The organism is Acinetobacter sp. YH12097, assembly GCF_013419225.1.
Taxonomy (GTDB): domain Bacteria; phylum Pseudomonadota; class Gammaproteobacteria; order Pseudomonadales; family Moraxellaceae; genus Acinetobacter; species Acinetobacter amyesii.
This window is the reverse complement of record NZ_VPAN01000014.1, coordinates 20,100-43,968: the sequence shown is the minus strand read 5'-3', so window position 1 is coordinate 43,968 and position 23,869 is coordinate 20,100. Positions and strand designations below refer to the sequence as shown.

Annotated in this window: 23 protein-coding genes; 14 read left to right on the top strand and 9 right to left on the bottom strand. The window is 40.6% G+C overall.

Going from position 1 to position 23,869, the window contains the following annotated elements; genetic code table 11:
• Positions 1-141 precede the first annotated feature (141 nt).
• The gene (locus FTU37_RS08145; protein WP_180124155.1) at positions 142-1,236 is read right to left on the bottom strand and encodes a sigma-54-dependent Fis family transcriptional regulator; all 1,095 of its coding nucleotides are present in this window, start codon (positions 1,234-1,236) and stop codon (positions 142-144) included.
• Between the two features lie 230 nt (positions 1,237-1,466).
• Between FTU37_RS08145 and FTU37_RS08140 the strand changes: the two genes are divergently transcribed.
• Entirely contained in the window at positions 1,467-1,682 is a 216-nt protein-coding gene (locus FTU37_RS08140) for a molybdopterin-binding protein (RefSeq protein ID WP_067765474.1), read from the top strand.
• A gap of 45 nt (positions 1,683-1,727) precedes the next feature.
• Positions 1,728-2,552: an ABC transporter ATP-binding protein gene (locus FTU37_RS08135; protein WP_180124154.1), complete on the top strand. Its 825-nt coding sequence runs from the start codon at positions 1,728-1,730 to the stop codon at positions 2,550-2,552.
• Positions 2,553-2,713: 161 nt separating this feature from the next.
• Here FTU37_RS08135 and FTU37_RS08130 read toward each other — a convergent pair whose 3' ends face one another.
• The 4 genes from FTU37_RS08130 to FTU37_RS08115 form a co-directional block, all read right to left on the bottom strand.
• Positions 2,714-4,081 (bottom strand): LLM class flavin-dependent oxidoreductase, encoded by a 1,368-nt coding sequence (locus FTU37_RS08130; protein WP_180124153.1) that lies wholly within the window; start codon positions 4,079-4,081, stop codon positions 2,714-2,716.
• Between the two features lie 297 nt (positions 4,082-4,378).
• Positions 4,379-5,740, bottom strand: coding sequence for an LLM class flavin-dependent oxidoreductase (locus FTU37_RS08125; protein ID WP_180124152.1), 1,362 nt, complete (start codon positions 5,738-5,740; stop codon positions 4,379-4,381).
• Positions 5,741-5,994: 254 nt separating this feature from the next.
• Positions 5,995-7,362 (bottom strand): MATE family efflux transporter, encoded by a 1,368-nt coding sequence (locus tag FTU37_RS08120; protein WP_180124151.1) that lies wholly within the window; start codon positions 7,360-7,362, stop codon positions 5,995-5,997.
• A 147-nt stretch (positions 7,363-7,509) separates the two neighbouring features.
• Complete coding sequence (locus FTU37_RS08115; RefSeq protein WP_180124150.1) at positions 7,510-8,664, bottom strand: methionine aminotransferase; 1,155 nt, start codon at positions 8,662-8,664, stop codon at positions 7,510-7,512.
• 188 nt (positions 8,665-8,852) lie between these two features.
• Here FTU37_RS08115 and FTU37_RS08110 point away from each other — a divergent pair, with 188 nt between their 5' ends.
• The 4 genes from FTU37_RS08110 to FTU37_RS08095 are packed head-to-tail and all read left to right on the top strand — an operon-like array spanning position 8,853 to position 14,354.
• Positions 8,853-11,471, top strand: a complete 2,619-nt coding sequence (locus FTU37_RS08110) for a type VI secretion system Vgr family protein (protein ID WP_180124149.1) — start codon at positions 8,853-8,855, stop codon at positions 11,469-11,471.
• Complete coding sequence (locus FTU37_RS08105; RefSeq protein WP_180124148.1) at positions 11,464-12,309, top strand: hypothetical protein; 846 nt, start codon at positions 11,464-11,466, stop codon at positions 12,307-12,309. The genes FTU37_RS08110 and FTU37_RS08105 overlap by 8 nt, the downstream gene beginning before the upstream one ends.
• A gap of 4 nt (positions 12,310-12,313) precedes the next feature.
• Positions 12,314-12,808, top strand: a complete 495-nt coding sequence (locus FTU37_RS08100) for a hypothetical protein (protein ID WP_180124147.1) — start codon at positions 12,314-12,316, stop codon at positions 12,806-12,808.
• Positions 12,801-14,354 (top strand): DUF2235 domain-containing protein, encoded by a 1,554-nt coding sequence (locus tag FTU37_RS08095; protein ID WP_180124146.1) that lies wholly within the window; start codon positions 12,801-12,803, stop codon positions 14,352-14,354. Before FTU37_RS08100 ends, FTU37_RS08095 begins: the two co-directional genes overlap by 8 nt.
• Before the next feature lie 64 nt (positions 14,355-14,418).
• Here the strand turns inward: FTU37_RS08095 and FTU37_RS08090 are convergent, their stop codons facing one another.
• Complete coding sequence (locus tag FTU37_RS08090; protein WP_180124145.1) at positions 14,419-15,339, bottom strand: Dyp-type peroxidase; 921 nt, start codon at positions 15,337-15,339, stop codon at positions 14,419-14,421.
• Positions 15,340-15,498: 159 nt separating this feature from the next.
• Here FTU37_RS08090 and FTU37_RS08085 point away from each other — a divergent pair, with 159 nt between their 5' ends.
• Positions 15,499-16,119 (top strand): LysE family transporter, encoded by a 621-nt coding sequence (locus FTU37_RS08085; protein ID WP_180085709.1) that lies wholly within the window; start codon positions 15,499-15,501, stop codon positions 16,117-16,119.
• A 109-nt stretch (positions 16,120-16,228) separates the two neighbouring features.
• Here FTU37_RS08085 and znuB read toward each other — a convergent pair whose 3' ends face one another.
• From znuB to FTU37_RS08070, 3 genes are read right to left on the bottom strand one after another with little or no spacing between them, the layout of a single operon-like run.
• Positions 16,229-17,029, bottom strand: a complete 801-nt coding sequence (gene znuB, locus FTU37_RS08080; RefSeq protein ID WP_180105975.1) for a zinc ABC transporter permease subunit ZnuB — start codon at positions 17,027-17,029, stop codon at positions 16,229-16,231.
• A gap of 3 nt (positions 17,030-17,032) precedes the next feature.
• The gene (gene znuC, locus FTU37_RS08075; RefSeq protein WP_143221629.1) at positions 17,033-17,824 is read right to left on the bottom strand and encodes a zinc ABC transporter ATP-binding protein ZnuC; all 792 of its coding nucleotides are present in this window, start codon (positions 17,822-17,824) and stop codon (positions 17,033-17,035) included.
• Positions 17,797-18,294 (bottom strand): transcriptional repressor, encoded by a 498-nt coding sequence (locus FTU37_RS08070; RefSeq protein ID WP_168378806.1) that lies wholly within the window; start codon positions 18,292-18,294, stop codon positions 17,797-17,799. Before FTU37_RS08070 ends, znuC begins: the two co-directional genes overlap by 28 nt.
• 139 nt (positions 18,295-18,433) lie before the next feature.
• On the opposite strand from FTU37_RS08070, the gene FTU37_RS08065 reads away from it, so the two are divergent.
• From FTU37_RS08065 to atpA, 7 genes are all read left to right on the top strand, one after another.
• Complete coding sequence (locus tag FTU37_RS08065) at positions 18,434-19,273, top strand: metal ABC transporter solute-binding protein, Zn/Mn family (RefSeq protein WP_180124144.1); 840 nt, start codon at positions 18,434-18,436, stop codon at positions 19,271-19,273.
• A 170-nt stretch (positions 19,274-19,443) separates the two neighbouring features.
• The gene (locus tag FTU37_RS08060; RefSeq protein WP_078194025.1) at positions 19,444-19,842 is read left to right on the top strand and encodes an ATP synthase subunit I; all 399 of its coding nucleotides are present in this window, start codon (positions 19,444-19,446) and stop codon (positions 19,840-19,842) included.
• Positions 19,843-19,944: 102 nt separating this feature from the next.
• Positions 19,945-20,820: a F0F1 ATP synthase subunit A gene (atpB, locus tag FTU37_RS08055; RefSeq protein ID WP_078191478.1), complete on the top strand. Its 876-nt coding sequence runs from the start codon at positions 19,945-19,947 to the stop codon at positions 20,818-20,820.
• An 84-nt stretch (positions 20,821-20,904) separates the two neighbouring features.
• Positions 20,905-21,150, top strand: coding sequence for a F0F1 ATP synthase subunit C (gene atpE, locus FTU37_RS08050; protein ID WP_000424060.1), 246 nt, complete (start codon positions 20,905-20,907; stop codon positions 21,148-21,150).
• A gap of 38 nt (positions 21,151-21,188) precedes the next feature.
• The gene (locus FTU37_RS08045; protein WP_078191477.1) at positions 21,189-21,659 is read left to right on the top strand and encodes a F0F1 ATP synthase subunit B; all 471 of its coding nucleotides are present in this window, start codon (positions 21,189-21,191) and stop codon (positions 21,657-21,659) included.
• A 12-nt stretch (positions 21,660-21,671) separates the two neighbouring features.
• Positions 21,672-22,208, top strand: coding sequence for a F0F1 ATP synthase subunit delta (locus tag FTU37_RS08040; RefSeq protein WP_078191476.1), 537 nt, complete (start codon positions 21,672-21,674; stop codon positions 22,206-22,208).
• 42 nt (positions 22,209-22,250) lie between these two features.
• A complete protein-coding gene (gene atpA, locus FTU37_RS08035; RefSeq protein WP_078191475.1) occupies positions 22,251-23,795 on the top strand; it encodes a F0F1 ATP synthase subunit alpha in 1,545 nt (514 codons plus the stop codon).
• Positions 23,796-23,869 lie beyond the last annotated feature (74 nt).

Sequence of the window (23,869 nt, the reverse complement as noted above, 5' to 3'; positions counted from 1 at the left end):
GGGATATACCGAGGTTTTTTTATTGCTGATTTTTTATATTTAAAATAATGCAATGAATAAAAAATAATGTGGATGACTATTTATTTATCATTTTTGTATGGATTATTATTTTAATGTGGAGAAAATAAAAATATGACTTATTTATAATAAGCCATATTTAATCAGGCGAGTACGAATCACGTTGCGTGTCACTCCAAGCAAACGAGCCGTATGCACTTGATTGTATTGACAGTGTTGATATGCACTACGGATAAATTTTTCTTCAATCAGCTCATTAATATTGTCTTGCTTAAGTTGATTTGCGGCTTGAAAAATTTGTAAAAAGGTCTGCTCAAGTAACTGTCCAGCATCTTGAATGTCCTTGATATTGGCTACAGCCGAGGTGGCATTTTGTAAGTTAAAGGGTTCTGCACGTGAAAATGACGATGCACTTTGAATACTTGAAAAACTAATATCTTCCGGTTCAATTACGCCTTTTTCACTGACTAAAATTGCATGTTGAATGGTATTTTCTAATTCGCGAATATTGCCCGGCCAACTATGTAAACTGAGTTTTTTGAGAGCCAGTTGGCTGAGGCGTAATGGTGTGTCATGTGGATTGGTTTGATAGACCTGAATGAAGTGTTTAACCAAAGGCAAAATGTCACCACGACGCTCTGCGAGACGTGGAATACGTAGCAACGCCACATGTAAGCGGTAGAATAAATCTTCCCTGAAACGCCCGTCCTGTACGGCATGCTCCAAATCGACATTGGTTGCGGCAATGATCCGAACATTAATCGGAATGGATTTGAGGGAGCCGACTCGAACAATCTCTCTTTCTTGTAAAACACGGAGTAATTTGACTTGCATTGGTAAGGACAGATCACCAATTTCATCTAAAAATAAGGTGCCATTATGGGCTGCTTCAAACCAACCGACACGGCTATTAATTGCCCCTGTAAACGCTCCTTTTTCATGTCCAAATAGTTCGCTTTCGACCAAGGATTCGGTAAAGGCACCACAGTTGACCGCGATAAAAGGACCTTTGGCACGATGGCTCAGTTGGTGGATTTGGCGTGCAACCAACTCTTTCCCTGTGCCTGTGTCACCAATGATGAGTGCATTGGCCTCACTCGGCGCAATTTGTTCAATTCGAGACAACAACGCTTGCGATAACGGGTCTGCAAAGACAGTCGCTGTTGCCCGTTTATGTTTCAGTGCAGAGGGCACTGCAGGGTGGGTCAAAATAGACATATCGTTTCTTATAGTTGTTGAAAATGCAGATCATGATGAAAGATTTAAAAATAAAAGATAAATAATAATTCGATATTTAAATATCAGTTTCACCGATAAATTCATGTATGGATTATTTATCTGATTTTAAGATAAATAAAATCGGGATAACTAAAGGATAAATCAAGATATAGCAAGTGATTGAACTGTTTTATAGTAAAGCTCTCTTAATAACAAAAGGCAGAATTAAAATGGCGATTACTTCAGTAAATGTGCGAAACCAATTCAAAGGCGTGATTAATGAAATCGTAGAAGGTCCAGTGGTTTCAGAAATTGATGTGGAAACCAAAGCGGGCTTTTTTACGTCCGTGATCACGACGCGTTCGGTGAAGGATTTAGACTTAAAAGTAGGTTCAGAGGTGGTGGTGTTAATTAAATCGACGGAAGTGTCACTGGCTAAACTTTAAGGTTTAGTCCAGCAAAGTTTGTCAGCACAAATAGAGAATAATGATATGAGCGTAGAACAAGCTGGTTCGGTTTCTATTCAGCAGCTAACGAAGCATTATCCCACACAAAAGCAAGAAGACTTAACCGTACTTGAGGACATTAATCTGAATATTCAGCCGGGTGAGTTCATCAGTATAGTGGGGAGTAGTGGCTGCGGAAAATCCACATTATTACGGTTATTGGTTGGTCTAGAACATCAGTTTCAGGGCCAAATTTTGGTTGATGGTCAGCCTATACAGGGCACGAGTTTGGAACGCGGCATCGTGTTTCAAGATCATCGCCTGTTTCCATGGTTGACGGTACGGGAAAATGTACGGATTGCCTTGCATAAAAGTCAGTTTAGCCGTGCAGAAGAAGATGTATTGATTGATGAACATTTAGAGTTGGTCAAATTAACCCAATTTAAAGATGCTTATCCTTCGCAGTTGTCTGGTGGGATGAATCAACGTGTGGCGATTGCCCGGAGTTTGGTGAATCGACCACAGATTTTACTGCTCGATGAGCCCTTTGGCGCACTCGATGCGTTGACGCGGCAAAATTTACAGGATGAATTACAGCGAATCTGGCAAAGTGAAAAAATCACCATGATTATTGTCACTCATGATGTCGAAGAGGCGGTATTTTTGGGTGATCGGGTTGTGGTCATGCAGCCACATCCGGGACGAATTAAACGTATTGTAGATATTCATTTAGCCCATCCGCGTAAACGCGAAGATGTCCGTCTGACCAAGATTAAAAATGACATTTTGACTGACTTTAGTGATCCAGTAAAAGATCAGTTGCTTGAACCTTTATCTCACCGATTTGCTGATTATAAATTTGCATGGTAAGTCTGAATTGACCATCACCTAAACTTTTAAAAGCCCTGAATTCAGGGCTTTTTTAGGCTTATCAGATATATCAGTAAGATCATCGCATAAGTTGGATCAATTTCAGTCCATAAAAATGCCCCAGTTGGGGCATTTGTTTTTCAGTTTTATCAAGCGTTGGTTTATGAGGCTTGAGAGGTATGTCTTTTTTCTAAAACATATTGGTTTTCAGGTCGTTTTAAACCTAAGTTTTCACGTAAGGTCTTGCCTTCATAAGCCGTGCGGAATAGACCACGACGTTGCAGTTCAGGGACAACCAAATCCACAAAATCATCTAAGCTTGCAGGTGTGGTTGGTGGCAAAATATTGAAACCATCCGCCGCTTCATTTTCAAACCACGCTTGTAGTTGATCGACTATTTGTTCGGGTGTTCCGATCAGTGTCCAATGCCCACGTGCGCTTGCAACCCATTGGTAAAGTTGTCGGATGGTAAAATTATTTTTACGCGCAATCTCTAAAATCAGTTGTTGACGGCTTGCGCCATTTTGCGCCTGTGTTAAATGTTCTGGCAGCGCTTGGTCGAGGTCAAATTGCGACAGGTCTTCAGTAAAACCACCCAATTTTTTGAGTAAGTTCAGTCCCAAAGTCGGATGAATATATGCATTTAATTCATCGTATTTTGCCCGAGCTTCGGCTTCAGTTTGTGCAACAAAGATCGACACACCCGGCATGATTTTTAAGTCATCGGCATGGCGACCATATTTGATAAGACGCGACTTTACATCACGATAAAAGGCTTGGGTATCTTCTAATTTTTGCTGTGCGGTGAAAATGACTTCGGCATATTTGGCGGCCAGTTCACGACCATCTTCAGACTGACCTGCTTGCACAATCACGGGATAGCCCTGTGGTGGACGAGCAATATTTAATGCACCATGTACCGCAAGATGTTTACCCTTAAAGCGAGGTGGATGCAGTTTATCGCCCGTAAAAAATTGCCCAGTCTGTTTATTGTATTCAAAGGCATCATCTTCCCAAGAGTCCCAAAGCTTTTGTGCCACTTCTATAAATTCATCCGCACGTTCATAGCGTTCTTTGGGGAGCAGCGCATCATTGATGCCATAGTTTTTTGAAACCACACTGCCAGAAGTGGTCACCACATTCCATGCCGCCCGACCTTCAGACAGATGATCTAAAGAGGCAAATTTTCGCGCTAAATTATAAGGTGCTTCATAGGTGGTCGACGCTGTGGCAATAAAGCCTATATGTTCGGTTACCGCTGCAAGTGCAGAAAATAGGGATACCGGTTCGAGCCCGGCAGAGAAGGTGCCATTCAGCCCCAAATCAGGTGTTGTATCAGGATCGACGGTGACGGGAACATCCGCAAGGAAATAGGCATCAAATAAGCCACGCTCTGCGGTCTTTGCCAGTTCAATAAAGTATTTTAAATTGTGACTATCCTGTGGGCGAGCCTGCGGATGGCGCCAACCTGCCACATGTTGCGAAGTCCCTGGTACGAATGCCCCTAAGCGAATTTGACGTTTTGACATAAATAAACTCTGTAAATGTTATTGTTCACTAGGAGTATTACAATGTTTATGCCAATAAAAATAGTGTTATAAAACAATATATTATTTTATTTTGAAGTTTTTACTGTTTTAAAATCAACAGAGAAATTAATCGCTTGTTGTGGATGCATCATCCAAAATCTTGCAGAACTTATCTGTTTATATATAAACACATAATAAAATTAAGGGATTTTATGCAGATGGCCTAACTCAGATAGAAAAAATGCCTCGAAAGAGGCATTTTAGAGATGGGGAATAAAATCACGGATTAAAAATTTACTAAGAGGCCTGCACTTGTTGACTCTTCAGCACATATTGATTTTCAGGGCGTTTTAGACCGAGGTTTTCACGTAAAGTCGTACCTTCGTAGGCCGTTCGGAATAGACCGCGACGTTGCAGTTCAGGAACGATGAGATCGACAAAGTCATTTAACCCCGCAGGTGTTGTTGGTGGCAGCACATTAAAACCATCGGCAGCGTCATTCTCAAACCATTCTTGCAATTGATCTACGACTTGTTCAGGCGTGCCGATCAAGGTCCAATGTCCACGGGCTGAAGCGATATATTGATAGAGCTGACGAATACTAAAATTGTGCTTACGGGCAATATCAATCATCATCTGCTGACGACTAGAGAAATTAATGTCTGCATCTTCTATTTTCGGGAAAGGGGCATCTAGATCAAATTTGGCCAGATTAATGCCACCCGCCAAAGCAGACAATAAACTTAAACCCACTTCTGGGTGAATTAAGCTATTTAAAAAGTCATATTTTTCTTGGGCTTCTTGCGCTGTCTTGGCAACAAAGATCGAGACACCCGGCATAATTTTCAGGTCATCCGCATGGCGGCCATATTTCACTAAACGGTTTTTGACATCACGATAAAAGGCTTGCGCATCTGCTAAGTTCTGCTGTGCTGTAAAAATCACTTCGGCATATTTACCGGCTAGTTCACGACCATCTTCAGATTGCCCAGCTTGAACAATCACCGGATAGCCTTGCGGTGGGCGAGAGACGTTGAGTGCACCCAGTACCTGATAGTATTGGCCCTGATGATTGGGCTGATGTTGTTTGCGAGCATCAAAAAATTGTCCAGTTTCTTTGTTGTAATGGAAGGTATCATCCTCCCATGAGTCCCACAGTTTTTGAGTCACCTCAATAAATTCATCGGCACGTTCGTAACGTTCTTTGGGTTCAGGGTGCTGCTGAATGTTAAAGTTTTTTGCGGCATCGGCAGACGCTGTCGTTACCACATTCCATGCAGCACGACCTTTAGAAATATGATCTAAAGAAGCAAATTTACGCGCCAAAATATAAGGGTCTTCATAAGTCGTAGATGCTGTGGCAATAAAGCCTATATTTTGCGTCACAGCCGAAAGGGCAGCAAATAATGTGACGGGTTCAAAGCCAACACCTTTATCGCCCAAACCCTTCTCACCTTCGATAGCAGAACTCCAACGGACAGACAGACCATCGGCAAGAAAGTAGGCATCGAATAGACCACGTTCTGCGGTTTTTGCCAGTTCAATTGCATAATCAATATTGAGATGATCTTGTGGGCGCGATTCGGGGTGACGCCAACCCGCGACATGCTGTGAGGTGGTTGGAATAAAAGCCCCAAGCTTTATTTGACGTTTAGACATAATAATTTCTCATTCCAATTATTCTTAAAAGATAAAAGGGATAAGAACAAAATCTATGCCAAAGCGTAATTGTTTGAAAATATACAATTTTTATTTATATTATTTTTTTAAGTGTAGATAAATCAACAGGATGTAAAGCCATATGTTGAAATATAAACAGCAGTTTAACGGCAAACTTTATGCATGAGCCCGTACAAGATTCTCCATATTGAGATGCAAAGCTGCGGATTGGCATTGAACGCTATTAGCGAACCTTATAGCAATACTTTGATGGCTTTTCGTCTCCATACCAGTTGGTAATACAGCCCTTGTAAAATACATAAGCTGACAAAGGCCAAGGCATAGGCATACCAAATACCTTTTAAGCCCCACCATTCACTGAACAGGTAGGCACACGGCACTTCAATGCAAATAATCGCCATAATATTAATAATCATCGGTACGGTCACCGTTCCACTGGCCCGCATAATGGAAGCAAAAATAGCACTGGCACCAAAAAATAAAATCGACCAAAGCACAATGAACAGTAATTCTTGACCGAGAACCACAACTTCAGGGTCTGTAATAAACAGCGCCATTAAATATTTAGAGAATAAATAGCCCAATGCCACCAAGATGCCAGTAATAATGAAATTCATTCCGATGGCTGTACGTTTTACGCGATTAATTAATTCAGAATGACCCGAACCAATGGCTTGTGCTGCAAAAATAGAAGCCGCAATTGCGATAGACAAAGCCGGGAATTGGATATAGTTCAAAACCTGATTGACCGCGCCATATGCAGCAGTGGCATCAGCACCATGGCGGTTCACTAAACCGACAATCACGAGACCGGCCACAGAGGTCGTGACCATCTGAATACCCGTTGGAATCCCGAGTCTTAAGATAATTTTACTGAGATCATGTTGATGGCGAATATGACGAATCAACTCGAAGTCGAGTTTGAGCGGGTGATCTTTCTTTTTTAAATAGAAATATAAAAACACCAAGGCAATTAAAAAGCCGATATGACTGGCAATGGCAGGGGCAATAATACCTAATGTTGGAAATCCAAATTTTCCTGCGATTAGCACCGGTGTAATGATCAGTCCTGAACCAATGGTCATTCCTGACGCTATGAGCGGTGTTGTACTGTCACCGACCCCACGCAAAATCGAGGTGTAAATAATATAAATAAAGAGCAGTGGACTACCGGCAAGCATCCATTGCACATAAGGCAAAGATAAATGCATCACGTCAGGGGCAGTGCCTAAGGCCAATAAAATAGGCTTGGCAAATATCACCCCTAAAAAGGCAATGATGCTGCCACCAATCAAGGTCATAAACAGCGTGGAACCCACGACGGTACGAACTTTTTCAAGGTTTTGCGCGCCCCAAGCTTGACCCACCAACACGGTTGCACCTGCCGAGAGCCCGATCACAAAAGCCATTAAACAGAACAAGATCGGGAAAAATACCGCGACCGCGGCAATGGCATGTACCCCAAGCATCTGACCGACAAAAACGGTGTTAATGGTCCCAGATAAATTCTGCAAAATATTGGTGGCGATCAAAGGCACCAGAAAAACTAAAAACGTTTTCCATAAATTTTGCTGAGTAACGAGGGACTGTTGTTTTGACATGCTCAGGTCCTAGACGCGGCTTTTTATGATTTTAAGTTACTGATAACACTATCATGTTTGCATTCAAAAAAGCCTTAGTTTTTGAGTAACCAAGGCTTCATTATTTCTACATGTCTGTTTTAAAAAAACGTTTAGGCAGATACTGCTTTAAACCGCGGAGAGAATCTCTGCAGCTCGATCTAAGGTGGCATCTTGTTTGGCAAAACAGAAACGTAATAATCGTAAATTTTCCGGCGGTTTTTGATAGAACACTGAGACAGGAATCGCCACGATTTTATGTTGCTCTGCCAACAACTGACACATTTCCACATCGCTTAAATCTGGGCGTATGGCACTATAATCAAGGTTTTGGAAATAGGTGCCTGCGGACGGAATCAACTCAAATCTAGAGTGGCTTAAGCCCGCATTGAAACGGTCACGTTTGGCTTGGTAAAAATCGGCCAATTCAGCAATGTGCTCAGGATATTCTGCCATAAAGTTAGCCAATGCCATTTGTACGGGCGTAACACCGCAGAAATTTGCAAATTGATAGATTTGGCGAAACACTTGCATCAAGGCTGGCGCTGCAATGCAATAACCAGTTTTCCAACCTGTGACATGAAAGGTTTTACCAAATGAACCCACGACAAAACTGCGTTCACGCAGCTCAGGAAATGACAAAGCAGATAGATGCTGACGACCATCAAAAATTAAATGCTCATAGACCTCATCCGACAGCACAATAATATTTTTATCTCGAATCAGTTCGATCAAGTTGAGCCAGTCCTCACGCCCCCAAACAGCACCTGTTGGATTATGCGGTGTATTGACAATAATCATCCGGGTTTTATGGTTAATTGCAGCGGCAACACGATTCCAATCAACAGTAAAATGTGGCGTCTCTAAAGCAATATGAATGGGATGAGCCCCAACCAATTTTACACTGGGCGCATAACTGTCATAGCTCGGATCAAAAATAATCACTTCGTCACCCGCATGAACCACAGCTTGAATGGCACTAAAAATACCAATGGTTGCACCCGGGGTAATGGTGACTTCGGTGTGAGGGTCAATATTTAATTGGTCGCGTTGGGCAAACAGTTGGACCAATTGCTCACGCAAATGCATCAGTCCATCGCCGGGCGCATATTGGTTAAAACCCTTTTGCGTTGCATCACTTAGCGCATTTAACAGCGCTGGAGGTGCTGGAAAATCAGGAAAACCTTGAGATAAATTCAGTGCATTTAGACGCTGCGCCATTGCACTCATGACGCTAAAAATAGTCACGCCTTGCGCAGGGAGTTTTGATTCGATTTGGATCATGCGGATTAAATTATTATCAGGATACACGCAGTGTAGCAGCCACAGATCATTGAGAGTAAAAATAAAATGAGGTGCTGATATTCCTGAAAAATTTTGTTTCCTCAACAATTTAGTTACAAAACAAGGTAGACGAAAAATTAAACATTTTCTAAAATGCCACGATTATAAAAATTATTTTCATAATAGCAATGCTTAAAAATATATATGCCATGGTCGAGAACTTTGGCTTGAGTGTACAAAAACGTGCGCTACATATTCATTTTTCAAATGAACCATTAAACACCGAAGTTTTTATTCAGCGGATTGAGGGTCAGCACCGAATCAATCAAGGCATTCGCGCGGAAATTATTTGTCTATCCACCAATGCACATTTGGCTTTAAAGCAGTTTATAGGCGGCCGAGTGGCTGTCGATCAAGTGACTGATCTAGGTCAACTCAGTCGCCTGACTGGTGTGATTACCGGGGCCAGCCAAGGTCAAAGTGATGGTTCCCTGACGGTATATAAACTCATTATTGAAGATGCGACAGCACTTTGGCATAAGCGCCGTAATAGCCGTGTATTTATGAATAAGTCGGTGCGTGAAATTACCGAAGTGCTATTTACTGAGTGGCAGCAAAAAAGCGCATTATTTGCCGCGAGCTTGAGCCTCAACATGGATGGATTGACTCGAAACTATGATGTTCGACCATTTACTATGCAAGCCAATGAGAGTGACTACGAATTTCTGACTCGACTGTGGCGTAGTGAAGGGATCAATTGGTTAATTGATGAAGCTGAGTTATTTGTCGCATTTTCGGCTGCACCGATGCAAGCACAGCGGCTGCGTTTAATTGATACGAATCAGGCTTATAGTGCTTTAGAGCGGAAAAAAATTCGCTTTCATCGGAGTCATGCCACGGAACGTTTAGACACAATCACCAGTTTTGTGGCAGAACGCTTTTTACAATCGACCACGATTCAAACGCAGCGTTGGCAAGCTCAACATTTGGCACAAGACCAAAGTAATCCGCTCTTAAGTGCCCATGCACAGAGTGAGCAACAGCACAATGAAACCTTAAGTTTAGAGCAGGCGTGGACCATGAGTTCGGCTTGGACAACTGACCTTAAAGGTACAGATCAGGCGACCACTTCAAATACACAGCAATTGGATCAGTTGAATCGGCAACTCAATCAATATCAGGAATTACAAGCCAAATATTTTACCGCCAGCAGTAGTGTAAGGGATGCGCAAGTTGGGTACTGGTTTGAATTAGAAAATCATCCTGAAATCGATCAACATCAAACGACAGATCGTGAATTTCTCATATTGGGCAAAGTATTTTATAACCAGAACAATTTACCCAAAGATATTTTGGTTCAATTAGAAAAGTTACTTGCGGCGAGCCGTTGGCTATCTTTAGGGGATGAACGGCAGGCCAATGACCTATATGTGGTCCGTCGGCAAATTTCTGTGGTGCCTGAATATGATCCTTTATTACATCGGCCACCTGCGTTTCCACAGCGGGCTAAAGTGGTCGGTCCAGAAGGTGAAAGTATTTATGTCGATGCTTGGGGGCGTATCAAAGTTCGGTTTACGTTCACCCGCAGTGATGATCACAGTCATGATGGTGGAGCAGGGAGTAATGATAATGACAGTGACTCGGCTTGGGTCGATGTACTGACTCCATGGGCGGGTGAAGGTTATGGGGCACGTTTCCATCCTCGTATTGGTGAGATCGTGGTCATCGACTTTTTTGAGGGTGATGTGGATCGTCCCTTTGTAGTAGGACGAATACATGAGGCTGAGCGATCTCAGACCATGTTTGACCTCAAAGGTCAGCTTCCTGAAACCAAAAAACTCAGTGGTATCCGCTCACAAGAAGTTGCGGGAGCAGGCTTTAACCAACTGCGCTTTGATGACACGACGGGGCAGATCAGTACCCAATTACAGAGTAGTCATGCAGCGACACAGCTGAATTTAGGTAATCTCAGCCATCCTAAAGAACAAGACAGTAGCCATGGCCGTGGTGAGGGTTTTGAGCTGAGAACAGATGCTTATGGTGCAGTGCGCGCAGGTAAAGGGATGTATATTTCTACATATGAACAAAAATCAGCAGAGTCAGAAATACTTAGAAATGATGAAATTATTGAGCAATTGAATTTTCATTCACAATTTCAAGAAAATTTTGATGAAGTTATTAATGAACATAGATTGAATGGGATAAAAGCATTAAATAGCCTAAAACAGACTATCAAGTTCATGGAAGGAGTAAGTGATGGAAATAAATTAAAAGAGCTTAAAGAAGCGATTCTGTTACTTGGTTCACCTGCAGATGTTAATATTGCTACTCGAAATAATTTAAATGCTAGTGTTGATTTTAATATAAATTTATCTGCATTAAATAATATAAACCTAGTATCTAAGGATTCTATTGGTTTATATGGAAAAAAAGACATACAAATATTTTCAGAAAAAAATAATATTAAAATTGTATCAGCTAAAAAAGCTGTTCAGATTGAATCGCACGATTATGACATTAACTTAATTGCAGATAAAGTTATAAAAATATTATCAGCAAAATCTAGTATCGAAATTAACTCTCCTAAAGAAATTTCATTAACAGTTAATAACTCTCAATTAAAGATTAATGATTCCGGAGTTTTTATAACGACTGTTGGTAAATTTGAAGTGAAAGCAGGGCAGCATGTATTTGAGGGTGGGGCAAAAGTAGATGTGCCAAAATTAACATGGATTTTCAAAGAAAAAACAGTAGACTGTTTAAAAAATGCAGATAGTCAACATGAGGCATTTGTGAAATATGAATAAACTAGAGTGTTACGATAATGATTTTTTTTTAGAAAGATTTGAAAATAATTTTTTATGTTTCTTTATTTTGCAAAATTCTGATTATCAATCAAATTATTTGATTTTTGAATCGATGGATGTTTTAACCTTATTTGAAGACTTTAAAGATGATGCTCAAGATATTTCTCCAAAAATAATTGTAATTAAAAAATACGATGATTTTATTAAAATATTTGAAATTTTAAAAGAAAATAATAAATTGAGCTTTTTGTTTAGTGAGAATGAGTCAGATATTGTATTGGATGAGTTGAAAAAACTTCTAGAGATTAAGGTTGATCAGACTGGAAAATTTCTTTTCAGGTTTTATGATAATTATATTTTTGATTTTACAATGAAAACTATTATAAATAATAGAAAAATCTTGAATTTAGGTCGCTATATATCAGAGTGGTATTGGAATGATTTGCACGGAGATATTTTTTATATCGTTCAATTAAATCTTTTGAACTCATTAAAGTCTTTGTTTTTAAGTGAGGATGAATTTAAAAAAATAAATGATCTAGTATATCCTTTTCATTTAATCCCTAAATTTAAAGATTATGCTGAATATGCACAATTTGAAACAAATAATAAAGATGATTTTGATTGGTATCATGAAGTTATGCGTAGGATTGACTTAGCAAAGAAAAGGAATTTATATCATAAGAGAGATGTGGATTTGTATGCAATATTATCTTTTGGGCTAGGGGACGATATTTTTAATGAAGGACCTATGAATGAAGCTTTGGATAAAGTATTAGTTGAAGGGGTTTTTTTGGAACAATCTTTAAATGAAATTAATTTAAGTAAACTAGGGTGATAATATGAATGTTTTTAAGCTATATTGTATTATATTTTTTTTCATATTGAATGGTTGTTCTTCTCAAATTAATAGTAAAGTATTAGATGGACTTTCATATAGTGTATTTAATTACTCTACTGATGATTTTGCAAATATAAAAGTGAATGATAAAGGAATAGCAAATGTTACCGCTGCTAAGTTTATAGGATCATATGAAAGTTCTGGGGAATATTGTTGCATTTCAGTTGATTTAGCTAAAAAAATATTGGTGAATTATGATTTAATTGGGGAAGGGCGTAAGCCTATACATAAGGAAAAACAGGCAGTTTTTCTGAATTCTAATAATGAAGGCAGTAATGCCATTTTACATATTTTACCAAATGAAAATTTCATAATTGAATTTACGAATGAACTTCCAGAGCCTAGCGAAAAAATTTTAGATGATTTTATTTTAGAGAATAAATTAAAAAGAAATAATTTAGATGATCCCTCCTCTTGGAGATTGAAAAATGAGTGATGAAATTAGACAAATTAATAGATCTACTGAGGATATGTTGATTAAAGGAATAAACCTAAGTAAAGAAGTAAAAAAAGATAAGGATTTCTGTGAAACTTGTAAGGTTCCAATGTGGATTAGTTTTTTCTTTGATGGCACGGGTAATAATTTTGGAAATGATTTTAGCCCCAAAGATAATATTATAAAGCACTCTAATGTTGCTGCATTATTTGCGGCGCACTTACAAGATTCAAAACAATTAATATATAAATATTATTATGAAGGGATTGGAACACCTTTTACTTTTACTGGCTATTATAAACCTATTTATAATCCTAGAACTGGTACGAAAACAGGCTCTACTGGTTGGAGTGATTCTCAAGGTACAGTTGGCCAGAAAAAGAACATGGCTAACGGAGGAGGGATGACTCAACGATTACAAAAAGCTATTTATCAGTTCGTTGAGCGTATGGAGAAGCAAATAACATATAAAACAATTACTACAGTTAATATATCTGCTTTTGGATTTTCTAGGGGTGCAACCGAAGCCCGAATATTTATGAATTGGATTAGAAGTGCCCCAAATGTAACTTCTAAGGGAGGTAAGTTATATTATCGAGGTCAGACAGAAATCAAATTAAAATTCTTGGGTATCTTTGATACAGTCGAATCAATTGGAATTGATAAAAGTGGAGGGAATAACAATAGAGAGCTTTACAAAGTAAAAGTTGATAATGATATTGAGCAAACTGTTCATTTAGTTGCCTCAATTGAGTTAAGAAAAACTTTCCCTCTTACTGTAACTGGAAATTTAGCTGAAACTATTGGACAACTACAGCGTCAAGAAATTAGAGTTTATCCAGGTGCTCACTCCAATGTTGGAGGTGGGTATGCGAAAAATGAGCAAAGGAAATATAGGGGAGTTGCTGATATTGCACTTAAGAAAATGCATGAGTGTGCAGAGAGATCAGGTCTTAAATTTTTATCATTATCGCAAATGAAAAATCACAAATTTTGGAAAAGTACATATCAATATATGTTCACAGATACAACTCAAGCTCAACAAGAGTTAGATAAATTTTTGTCTCATTCTAAAGTGAAATCTAGTAGTGTAAAGGATCATATAAATGCCCATTTAAATCTATATCAACAATGGATTAACGATGGGCTATACTCACAATATATTAATAATAATATTAAATATCTCGAAAATTTAAGAAATAAAACAGATGTTGATGAAGAAAATTTAGATATTTTCAAAAATATTGAGGCAGTATTAAATGTTGAACTACCAGATAATATTAAGCCCAAAGTTTTGGATCAGCAAATTACTAAATATACAACATCCGATGATGTCAAATTGTTTATTGAAAAGTATGTCTGTGACTCTTTAGGTGGATTTGCTGAAAGAATTAATGGTGGTAGAGCTGTAGCTGGAGCAATATTTGGTGGTGTAGGAGTTGGCTATTCAATGTATAAATCTGGATATGTATTAGTAGATTTAAATCGTGCAAATTATTTCACAACTAGAAGTCTCATAAATGCCTCTAATTTAGCAAGAGGTTAATTCAGAATGTACTTTTTTAAATACTTGTTTTAAATAAAGCCGACACTCGTCGGCTTTTTCTACTTTACCCTTCTAAAACTTCTTCCAACAGCTCTTCACTTGGTGCAAAGTAATACGCTCCGTCCATTGGCGTAACAAAGTGAAGTAAGCGGTCATGAATGCCGTCACCACTGGTGCCAAACATACGTACTAGCATGCTGTCGATAATGCTTAAATCATTGGTATATGCCACAAAGAACAAGCCTTGATCGCCACGGCCATCACCATAAGGGAGTGAATGACGCAAAATCGCCATTTCTTCACCTTCACCATCTTCTACAACTGTACGTGATACATGTGAGTTTTCAGGCTGTTCATCTTCATCTAACTCAATAGACTCAAGTTTAGTACGGCCAATTACATGCTCTTGCGCATCGACTTTCAGCTTTTTCCATTTATCCAAATTATGCGCATAACGCTGTGCAAAAATAAAAGAGCCATTGGCAAATACGCCAGCTTCTTCAGCTAGTAATGCTGTTTCAGCACGATCATCTGGAAATTGCGGATTTTCAGTTCCGTCAATAAAGCCGGTTAAATCACGGCCATCAAAATTGCGGAAGCACACACGTTCATCCAGTACGTCAACTTTATCTTGAATACCATCAAAGAATGCTTGGCTCAGCGCAAAGCAAATATCTGTACGCTGTGCTGCAATATGGATAAATACATCAGCAGGTACAACAGGCATTTCAAAAGAGCCTTGAATTGGAGCAAGTTGCTTAAAACCTACAGGTGATTGGTTATATAGTTGCGCCCATAATTCTGGGCCAAAAGCGACAGCCGTTTTAATCTGTGCATTTGGATGTTGGGTAATCAGACGATCACGAGTATTAAGTAAGTCTTCAAGTTGTTCTTTTAATTCGCTAATCGTTAAATCTTTTAAACGTAAAACAATAAAACGAGCATGATCTGAGGGTAATGGCAAAATTACAGATTGAGCAGACATTCATGGCTCCTAAAAATTATAATTTCTGAGTGGCTGTGTGTATTGTGCCTTAAGCAGCGCTGAGAGTGTAGCCTTCATTTGGCCTTTTAGCGTGCATTATTGTCATGAAAATAGAGTAAATGTCATATAATACAGACCCATTTCAAACTTGAGCTAATAATGTCCTATCAAATCTGGATTGCATATATGTTGGCATGTTGGGTGATTAGTGTTTCCCCAGGTGCAGGTGCAATTGCGTCTATGTCGAGTGGTTTGAATTATGGGTTTAAGCATGGATATTGGAATGCCATCGGCCTGCAATTGGCACTTTTGGTTCAGATAGTCATTGTTGCAGCTGGGGCAGGGTTCTTATTTGCGACGACACCATGGGCTTTTCTGATCGTGAAATGGTTTGGTGTGGGCTATTTATTGTATTTGGCTTATTTACAGTGGACAGCGCCAACAGAGTCAATTGAAATCCAACAAGATTTACCAAATAAATCACGTTTAAAATTAGTTGTACATGGCTTTTTGGTCAATATGAGCAACCCTAAAGCGATTGTATTTTTGTTGGCGGTTTTGCCGCAGTTTTTAGATTTATCCAAACCCCAATGGATTCAATATGTCATCATGGCGGCAACGATGATTAGTATCGATCTGATTGTCATGGCGGGGTATACCGGTCTCGCTGCAAAAGTGCTGCGGTTGTTAAAATCACCCAAACAACAAAAATATTTGAATCGTACCTTTGCAGTTCTATTTGCTTGTGCGGCGAGTTTATTGAGTTTGGTGCATCAATAAATCCAGTTAGATGATTCTGAGCATCGTATTTGACGTGCAAAAAAAAGCCATGCAACTGCATGGCTTTTTTATTTTGATATGTGGCGAATTGAGCAATGAACGTTGCTACTCAAGCGACTTTCTTAAATTTTTGCATAATAAAAATCAGGGCAAAGAGCAGCGCCATAGTTAATACAATGGTCAGTCCTGTAGAGGTGTTTAAACCAGCACTTGACCATAAACCTACAGTTACACCGACTTGGGCAATGATGAAAGACCACAGTACCATTTGCTTCGGGGAATTTGCCAATAAACGAGCGGTTAATGCAGGAATCACTAACAATGCACCCATCAGCAATGAGCCGACAGCACGTAAAGCCAATACAGTAAATAATGCCAGTAATAACATAAAAATCAGACGTTGCCATTTAGCGCTGACACCTTCACTGACCGCAATATCGGGGTCAATGGCAATCTGAATCTGAGATTGCCAATTTTTATACAGCACGGTCAGTGCCACAATGATCACCACTGCAAAGACAGGCAAATCTGACCAAGAAATGGTGAGCAAGTCCCCAAATAAATAACTGAGTAACTCAGGTCTTAAACTTGGCAAATGTTGTATGAACAGTAAGCCTGAGCACAGGAGTGTTGCAGAACAAAGCGCGAGCAAGGCGTCATTGGGCAAGCGTGGATCGTGTAACACCCATAAGATTGCAACCAATAAGAGCGCAATCAATGTAACGCCTGTCCAAAGCGGTAGACTCATCGCACCGGCAATGGCGACACCGAGTAAAGTGCCATGTGCCATGGTGTCCGCAAAAAATGACATGCGACGCCATAACATTAAACAGCCAAGCGGTGCAGTCAGGAACACCAGCAAAGTGCCCATGATCCATGCTGGCAAAAGGAGTTGTAGCCATTCCATCATGGATTATGCTTCCGGTTCAGGGTGAATATGAGGACGAGAGTCATGCTGGCAAGGCGTTGCACTATCGCCATGTGCACAGTGATCATGATGGTGTTGATAGAACACACGATTTGTTCCAAAGATCGCTTGATATTCAGGATGTTGCTGGACATTTTCAGGCAAGCCACTACAACAAATATGCTTGTTCAGGCAAACCACACGGTGCGTGCCTTGCATGACCCATTGTAAATCATGAGAAACCATCAAAACTGCACAGCCATATTTTTCTGGCAAGCTACGCACGTAGTCATACAGTTCCGCTTCAGACTGGATATCCAGACCTTGCATAGGTTCATCCAGAACCAATACATTCGGTTGACGCAATAATGCCCGTGCAATCAATACACGTTGACGTTCGCCGCCCGATAGTTGCTGAACTTTAGATTGTTGTAACTTGGCAATGCCTGTATCACGAATAATTTCTTGCTTAATGCTGGCATCACATTTTTCTAATGCCAATAAATCACACACACGTAGCGGTAAGCTGTGTGATGGATTAAATTTTTGTGGCACATATGAGAATTTTAATTTTTGTATGCTGATCACTTTACCAGATACAGGTTTTACAATACCCAACAACACTTTGATTAGCGTGGATTTTCCTGCACCATTGGGACCAATCAAGGTGACAATTTCTTTTTCGTGTAAGGCGAAATCTACATTTTTTAAAATGTCACGTTCATCGATTCGGACATGAACATGCTCTAAAGCCACAATGGGCTTCACATTTAGTGTTTGCTGCGGCACTGCTGACAGATCCCTGAAATTTCAATAATACTGTGATGTGCAGTAAAGCCATCGGATGCAGATAATTCATCGAGTTGCGCCATCAAGCCTTGAGCAGATGCTTCTTTCACTAATTTACAATCGGTGCAAATCAGAAATGCTGCTTGATGTCCTTCGCGCGGATGGCAACACGGGATGTACGCATTAATCGAAGTCAGACGGTGAATCAAACCTTTTTCAAGCAGAAAATCCAGCGTACGGTACACTGTCGGTGGAGCTGCAGGTCGGTCAGACTCACTTTTGATTTTAGCCAAAAGGTCATAAGCGCCCATTGGTCCTGTTGCATTTAAGATCAGTTCTAATACTTCTTTACGCAAGGGCGTAAGCCGAGCACCCGTCGCACTACAGAGACTCTCAGCTTCAGCAAGGCGCTGTTCGACATTATGATGATCGTGTACACCATGCAAAGCATTATGATGTTCGTGTGAACATGCGCTCATAGCCAACCTCGAGTACGAAACTGTATAAAGAAAAAGACTTTAAATCTTAACATGAAGCGTAAGGACTTACGAACAGACGTAGGTTTTTTTACGATTTTGTTATATTATAACACTATTCATTTTATGGTGCTCTCTCCCCATGTCCCGTGTAATTCTTTTTTGTAGTTTGGCTTTATTCAGTGTGATGAGCTGGGCGCAAGGCCTCGTTGTTTCTACACAACCGATTTATCTAATCGCGAAGGATGTACTCAAGGGTGTAGAGCAGCCAAAACTATTGCTTGACCATCAATCTGGACATGATGTGAGTTTGACGCCTGCGCACCGTAAAACCGTGCAAGATGCCAATCTCGTTTTATGGTTAGGCCATGCACACGAAGCACCATTGGCAAAAATGTTGGGTGAAAGTGGCAAAAGTATCGCTATTTTAGACTCAGGCATTATCAGTGCTTTGCCATTACGGGATGTCCGTGGCAATGCATTAAAAGGCACAATCGATACCCATGTCTGGCTTGAACCTAACAATGCGGTTCGAATCGGCTTTTTTATTGCTGCTTTACGTTCACAACAGTTTCCAGAACATCGTGAAAAATATTGGGCCAATGCGCGTGCATTTGCGCAGAAACTCTTGGTCACTGCACAAAAAACTGATGTGTCGAGCCGTGCTCAACCTTACTGGTCTTACCACGATGCCTATCAATATCTTGAGCGCTCACTGAATTTGAAATTTACCGGTGCGTTGACAGATGATCCACATGTCGCGCCGACATTGGCACAAATCAAATACCTGAAAGACCATCGCGCGCAGCCAAAAGTATGCTTACTTGCAGAAGCACATGCCAGCCGAAATCAGTATCAAAAGCTCGGTGGTATCGTCTTTCAGCCGGTTGACGAAACGATGAGTGGGGCAGGGGATTTTGTAACAGCATGGAAGATGTTGGCTGATGAAACCCTGAAATGCACACTAAATGCACGAAAGTAAAGTAAAAAATAAACAACTATTGATTAGTTTGAAAGCAGTTTGCCAATTTAAAAAAACACGACTAAGGTCGGGAAAAGATTGCAAGTTAAGGGGTGTAACTCTATAATGCCTGCGATTAAAAATAATCATCAGTTAAACTTGTCAAGCAGAATTGCTGTGAGTGAACAAAAATGAGTCGAACTAGTCGCATGATTGATCGACGATTAGCGAAAGCTTTAGTCATCTTACAAGCAGTAATGATTCCTGTTTCAGCCCTGATTGGTTGGGTCCTTAAAGACACAATCACAGCATATAGTGCAGCTTTGGGTGCGTTGGTATGTTGGCTAGCAAGTAGCTACTTTTCATGGCAGTCGTTTCGTGCGGCTGGTGCCCGTGCCTCTAAACAGGTGCTGTCAAACATGTATCGTGGCTTAATGGGCAAGTTTGCAATCGTGATTGTTGGATTCATTTTGATTTTGATCAATGTCAAGCCGTTGTCAGCGGTGGCATTGTTTTGTGGTTTTATGCTCGTACAAAGTATGTCGTGGGTCGCTCCTTTTTGGGCAACACGCTTAAAAAAACGAGTATAAACACAACAAAAAATTGAAAAGTTTTTTGGAGAGTAACGAGATATCAGGCAGCACGCGATATTCGTTTTCTCTATTAGTTTTGACATTGACCAGGTGTGATTTATGGCTGCTGAAGAACATGCCCTTACTTCGACCGAGTACATTCAGCATCACTTGACTAACTTGACCTATGGCAAAATGCCAGATGGTACTTGGAAGTTAGCTGAGACTGCTAAAGAAGCTCAAGAGATGGGGTTCACTGCTATTCACTTGGATTCAATGGGTTGGTCTATTGGCCTTGGTATTGTTTTCTGTTTGTTGTTCTGGGTTGTAGCGAAAGCTGCAAACTCTGGTGTTCCGACCAAGTTCCAGTCTGCAATCGAAATGATTATCGAGTTCGTTGACTCAAGTGTCCGTGACACTTTCCATGGCAAATCGCGCTTAATCGCGCCGTTAGCGTTGACCATCTTCGTGTGGATTTTCCTCATGAACTTGATGGACTTGATCCCTGTTGACTGGATTCCTTATACAGCTCAATTGATCGGTGCTAACGTGTTTGGTATGGATCCTCACCACGTTTACTTCAAAATCGTTCCATCTACTGATCCTAACATTACCTTGGGTATGGCATTATCAGTATTTGCGTTAACTATTTTCTATAGTATCCGTGAGAAAGGTCTTGTCGGATTCGGTGCAGAATTTGCACTTAACCCATTTAACCCAAGTAACCCAGTTTTAAAAGCATTACTTATTCCAGTAAACATTATTCTTGAATTAGTAACTTTTATTGCACGTCCAATCTCATTGGCTCTTCGACTGTTCGGTAACATGTATGCGGGTGAGTTGATCTTCATCTTGATCGCATTACTACCGTTCTGGATCCAGTGGGCGTTGTCTGTGCCTTGGGCGATCTTCCATATTCTTGTTATTACGTTACAAGCATTCATTTTCATGATGTTGACTATCGTATATATGAGTATGGCTAGCGAAAAGCATTAATGGTATTGCTCAACTGTCAAAGGGTGGTTGGGCACACAATTTTTTAACTTAATTTGGTATAAACCTAACCTCTGAGGAATTATCATGGAACTCACTTTAGGTCTAGTTGCAATTGCATCTGCTATCTTGATCGCTTTTGGTGCTTTAGGTACTGCGATTGGTTTTGGTCTTCTAGGCGGCCGTTTCTTAGAAGCTGTTGCTCGTCAACCAGAATTGGCTCCACAACTTCAAACTCGTATGTTCTTAATCGCAGGTCTTCTTGATGCTGTGCCTATGATCGGTGTTGGTATTGGCTTGTTCTTCATCTTCGCTAATCCATTTGTAGGTTAATCAGCTTAATTCCTAAATTAAACTATTGAGGAATAGCAATGAATATCAACCTCACATTGATTGGCCAAGCGATTGCATTTGCGATTTTTGTCGCATTCTGCATGAAGTTTGTATGGCCACCACTAATCAATGCGATTAGTGAGCGTCAGCGTAAAATCGCTGATGGCTTAAACGCTGCTGAAAAAGCAAAAGCTGACCTTGCGGATGCGCAAGCACAAGTGAAAGCTGAATTAGACGCGGCTAAAGCACAAGCGGCTCAATTGATCGAACAAGCGAACCGTCGTGGTGCGCAATTGGTAGAAGAAGCGCGTACTCAAGCTGCGGCTGAAGGTGAGCGTATTCGTCAACAAGCTAAAGAAGCTGTTGATACTGAAATCAATGCTGCTCGCGAAGAATTACGTCAACAAGTTGCTGCTCTTGCAGTTACTGGCGCAGAAAAAATTCTGAACCAGCAAGTTGACGCAGAAGCTCACAATGCCATGCTGACTCAGCTGGCTGCTAAACTTTAAGAGAGGCGGATTATGGCTGAACTCTTGACGTTGGCACGCCCATACGCTAAAGCAGCATTTGCTTACGCTTCTGAGCAAAATGCAACTGACGCTTGGTCAAATGCATTGAATTTGCTCAGTGCTGCGGTGCAAGACGAAGCATTTTCAGCTTATCTAAATCGCCCTGAGCTTACTCCTGCTGAGCAGGTAAGTGTTTTCGCAAAAGTTTTAGGTGAAGACCAGACAGCAGCAGTGTCAAACTTTTTGACATTGCTTGCCGATAATGACCGTCTGGCACTTCTTCCTGAAATTTCAGAAGAATACGAACAGCTCAAATCACAGAATAACAATACTGTGGATGTAGTGATTGAATCTGCATTCCCATTGACTTCTGTACAAGAACAATTACTTGCGCATGCATTAGAGAAAAAATTCGAAGCTGCCGTAAATGTTTCTGTAGAAGTTAACCCAGCGTTAATCGCGGGTGTAGTTATTCGTGCAGGCGACCAAGTGATAGATGATTCTGCGCTTAACAAGCTTGAAAAAATGCGGACTCGTCTTCTTGCTTAACAGCTCGAAGACTGAACTTTAAAAAGATTGAGGTATAGCGCAATGCAACAACTGAATCCATCCGAGATCAGTGCGCTCATTAAACAGCGTATCGGCGATCTGGACACCAGCGCGACCGCTAAGAACGAAGGGACCATTGTTATGGTTTCCGACGGTATTGTGCGCATTCACGGCCTTGCTGATGCAATGTACGGTGAAATGATCGAATTCGACGGCGGCTTATTTGGTATGGCACTGAACCTAGAACAGGATTCAGTGGGTGCCGTTGTCTTAGGTAACTACTTAAGCCTTCAAGAAGGTCAAAAAGCTCGTTGCACAGGTCGTGTATTAGAAGTTCCGGTTGGTCCAGAACTTTTAGGCCGTGTAGTAGATGCTCTTGGTAACCCAATTGATGGTAAAGGCCCTATTGACGCAAAACTTACTGATGCTGTTGAAAAAGTAGCACCAGGCGTAATTTGGCGTCAATCAGTGGATCAACCTGTACAAACTGGTTATAAATCAGTAGATACAATGATCCCTGTTGGTCGTGGTCAACGTGAGTTGATCATCGGTGACCGTCAAACTGGTAAAACAGCTATGGCGATCGATGCGATCATCGCTCAGAAAAATTCTGGCATTAAATGTGTATACGTAGCAATTGGTCAAAAACAATCGACTATCGCTAACGTTGTGCGCAAGCTAGAAGAAACTGGCGCTATGGCGTACACAACTGTTGTAGCAGCTGCTGCAGCTGATCCTGCAGCGATGCAGTATCTTGCTCCGTATGCTGGTTGTACAATGGGTGAGTACTTCCGTGACCGCGGTGAAGACGCGCTTATCATTTATGATGACTTGTCTAAACAAGCTGTTGCTTACCGTCAAATTTCATTGCTTCTACGTCGTCCACCAGGTCGTGAAGCATATCCTGGTGACGTATTCTATCTACACTCACGTTTACTTGAACGTGCTTCACGTGTATCTGCTGACTACGTTGAGAAATTCACTAACGGTGAAGTTAAAGGCCAAACTGGTTCATTAACTGCATTACCGATTATTGAAACTCAAGCCGGTGACGTATCTGCATTCGTACCTACAAACGTAATTTCGATTACTGACGGTCAGATCTTCTTAGAAACATCATTATTCAACGCAGGTATTCGTCCTGCTGTGAACGCGGGTATCTCTGTATCACGTGTTGGTGGTTCTGCTCAAACTAAGATCATCAAAAAATTGTCAGGTGGTATCCGTACCGCTCTTGCGCAATACCGTGAATTAGCTGCGTTTGCTCAGTTCGCTTCTGACCTTGACGAAGCAACTCGTAAACAGCTTGAACATGGTCAACGTGTAACTGAGCTTATGAAGCAAAAACAATATGCTCCATACTCAATTGCTGACCAAGCTGTTTCAATTTATGCATCTAACGAAGGCTACATGGCTGACGTAGAAGTGAAGAAAATCGTTGCATTTGATGCTGCGTTGATCTCTTACTTCCGTTCAGAAAATGCTGCGTTAATGCAAAAAATTGACGAGACTGGTGCTTACGATAAAGAAATCGAAGCAGCAATCAAAGCAGGTATTGAAAGCTTTAAAGCGACTCAAACTTACTAAGATTCAACTGTGTTGAATCTGGTTTTGGTTTGGTTCACGGATCAACCTTCGGAAGCTCGAAAGGGCTTTCGAAT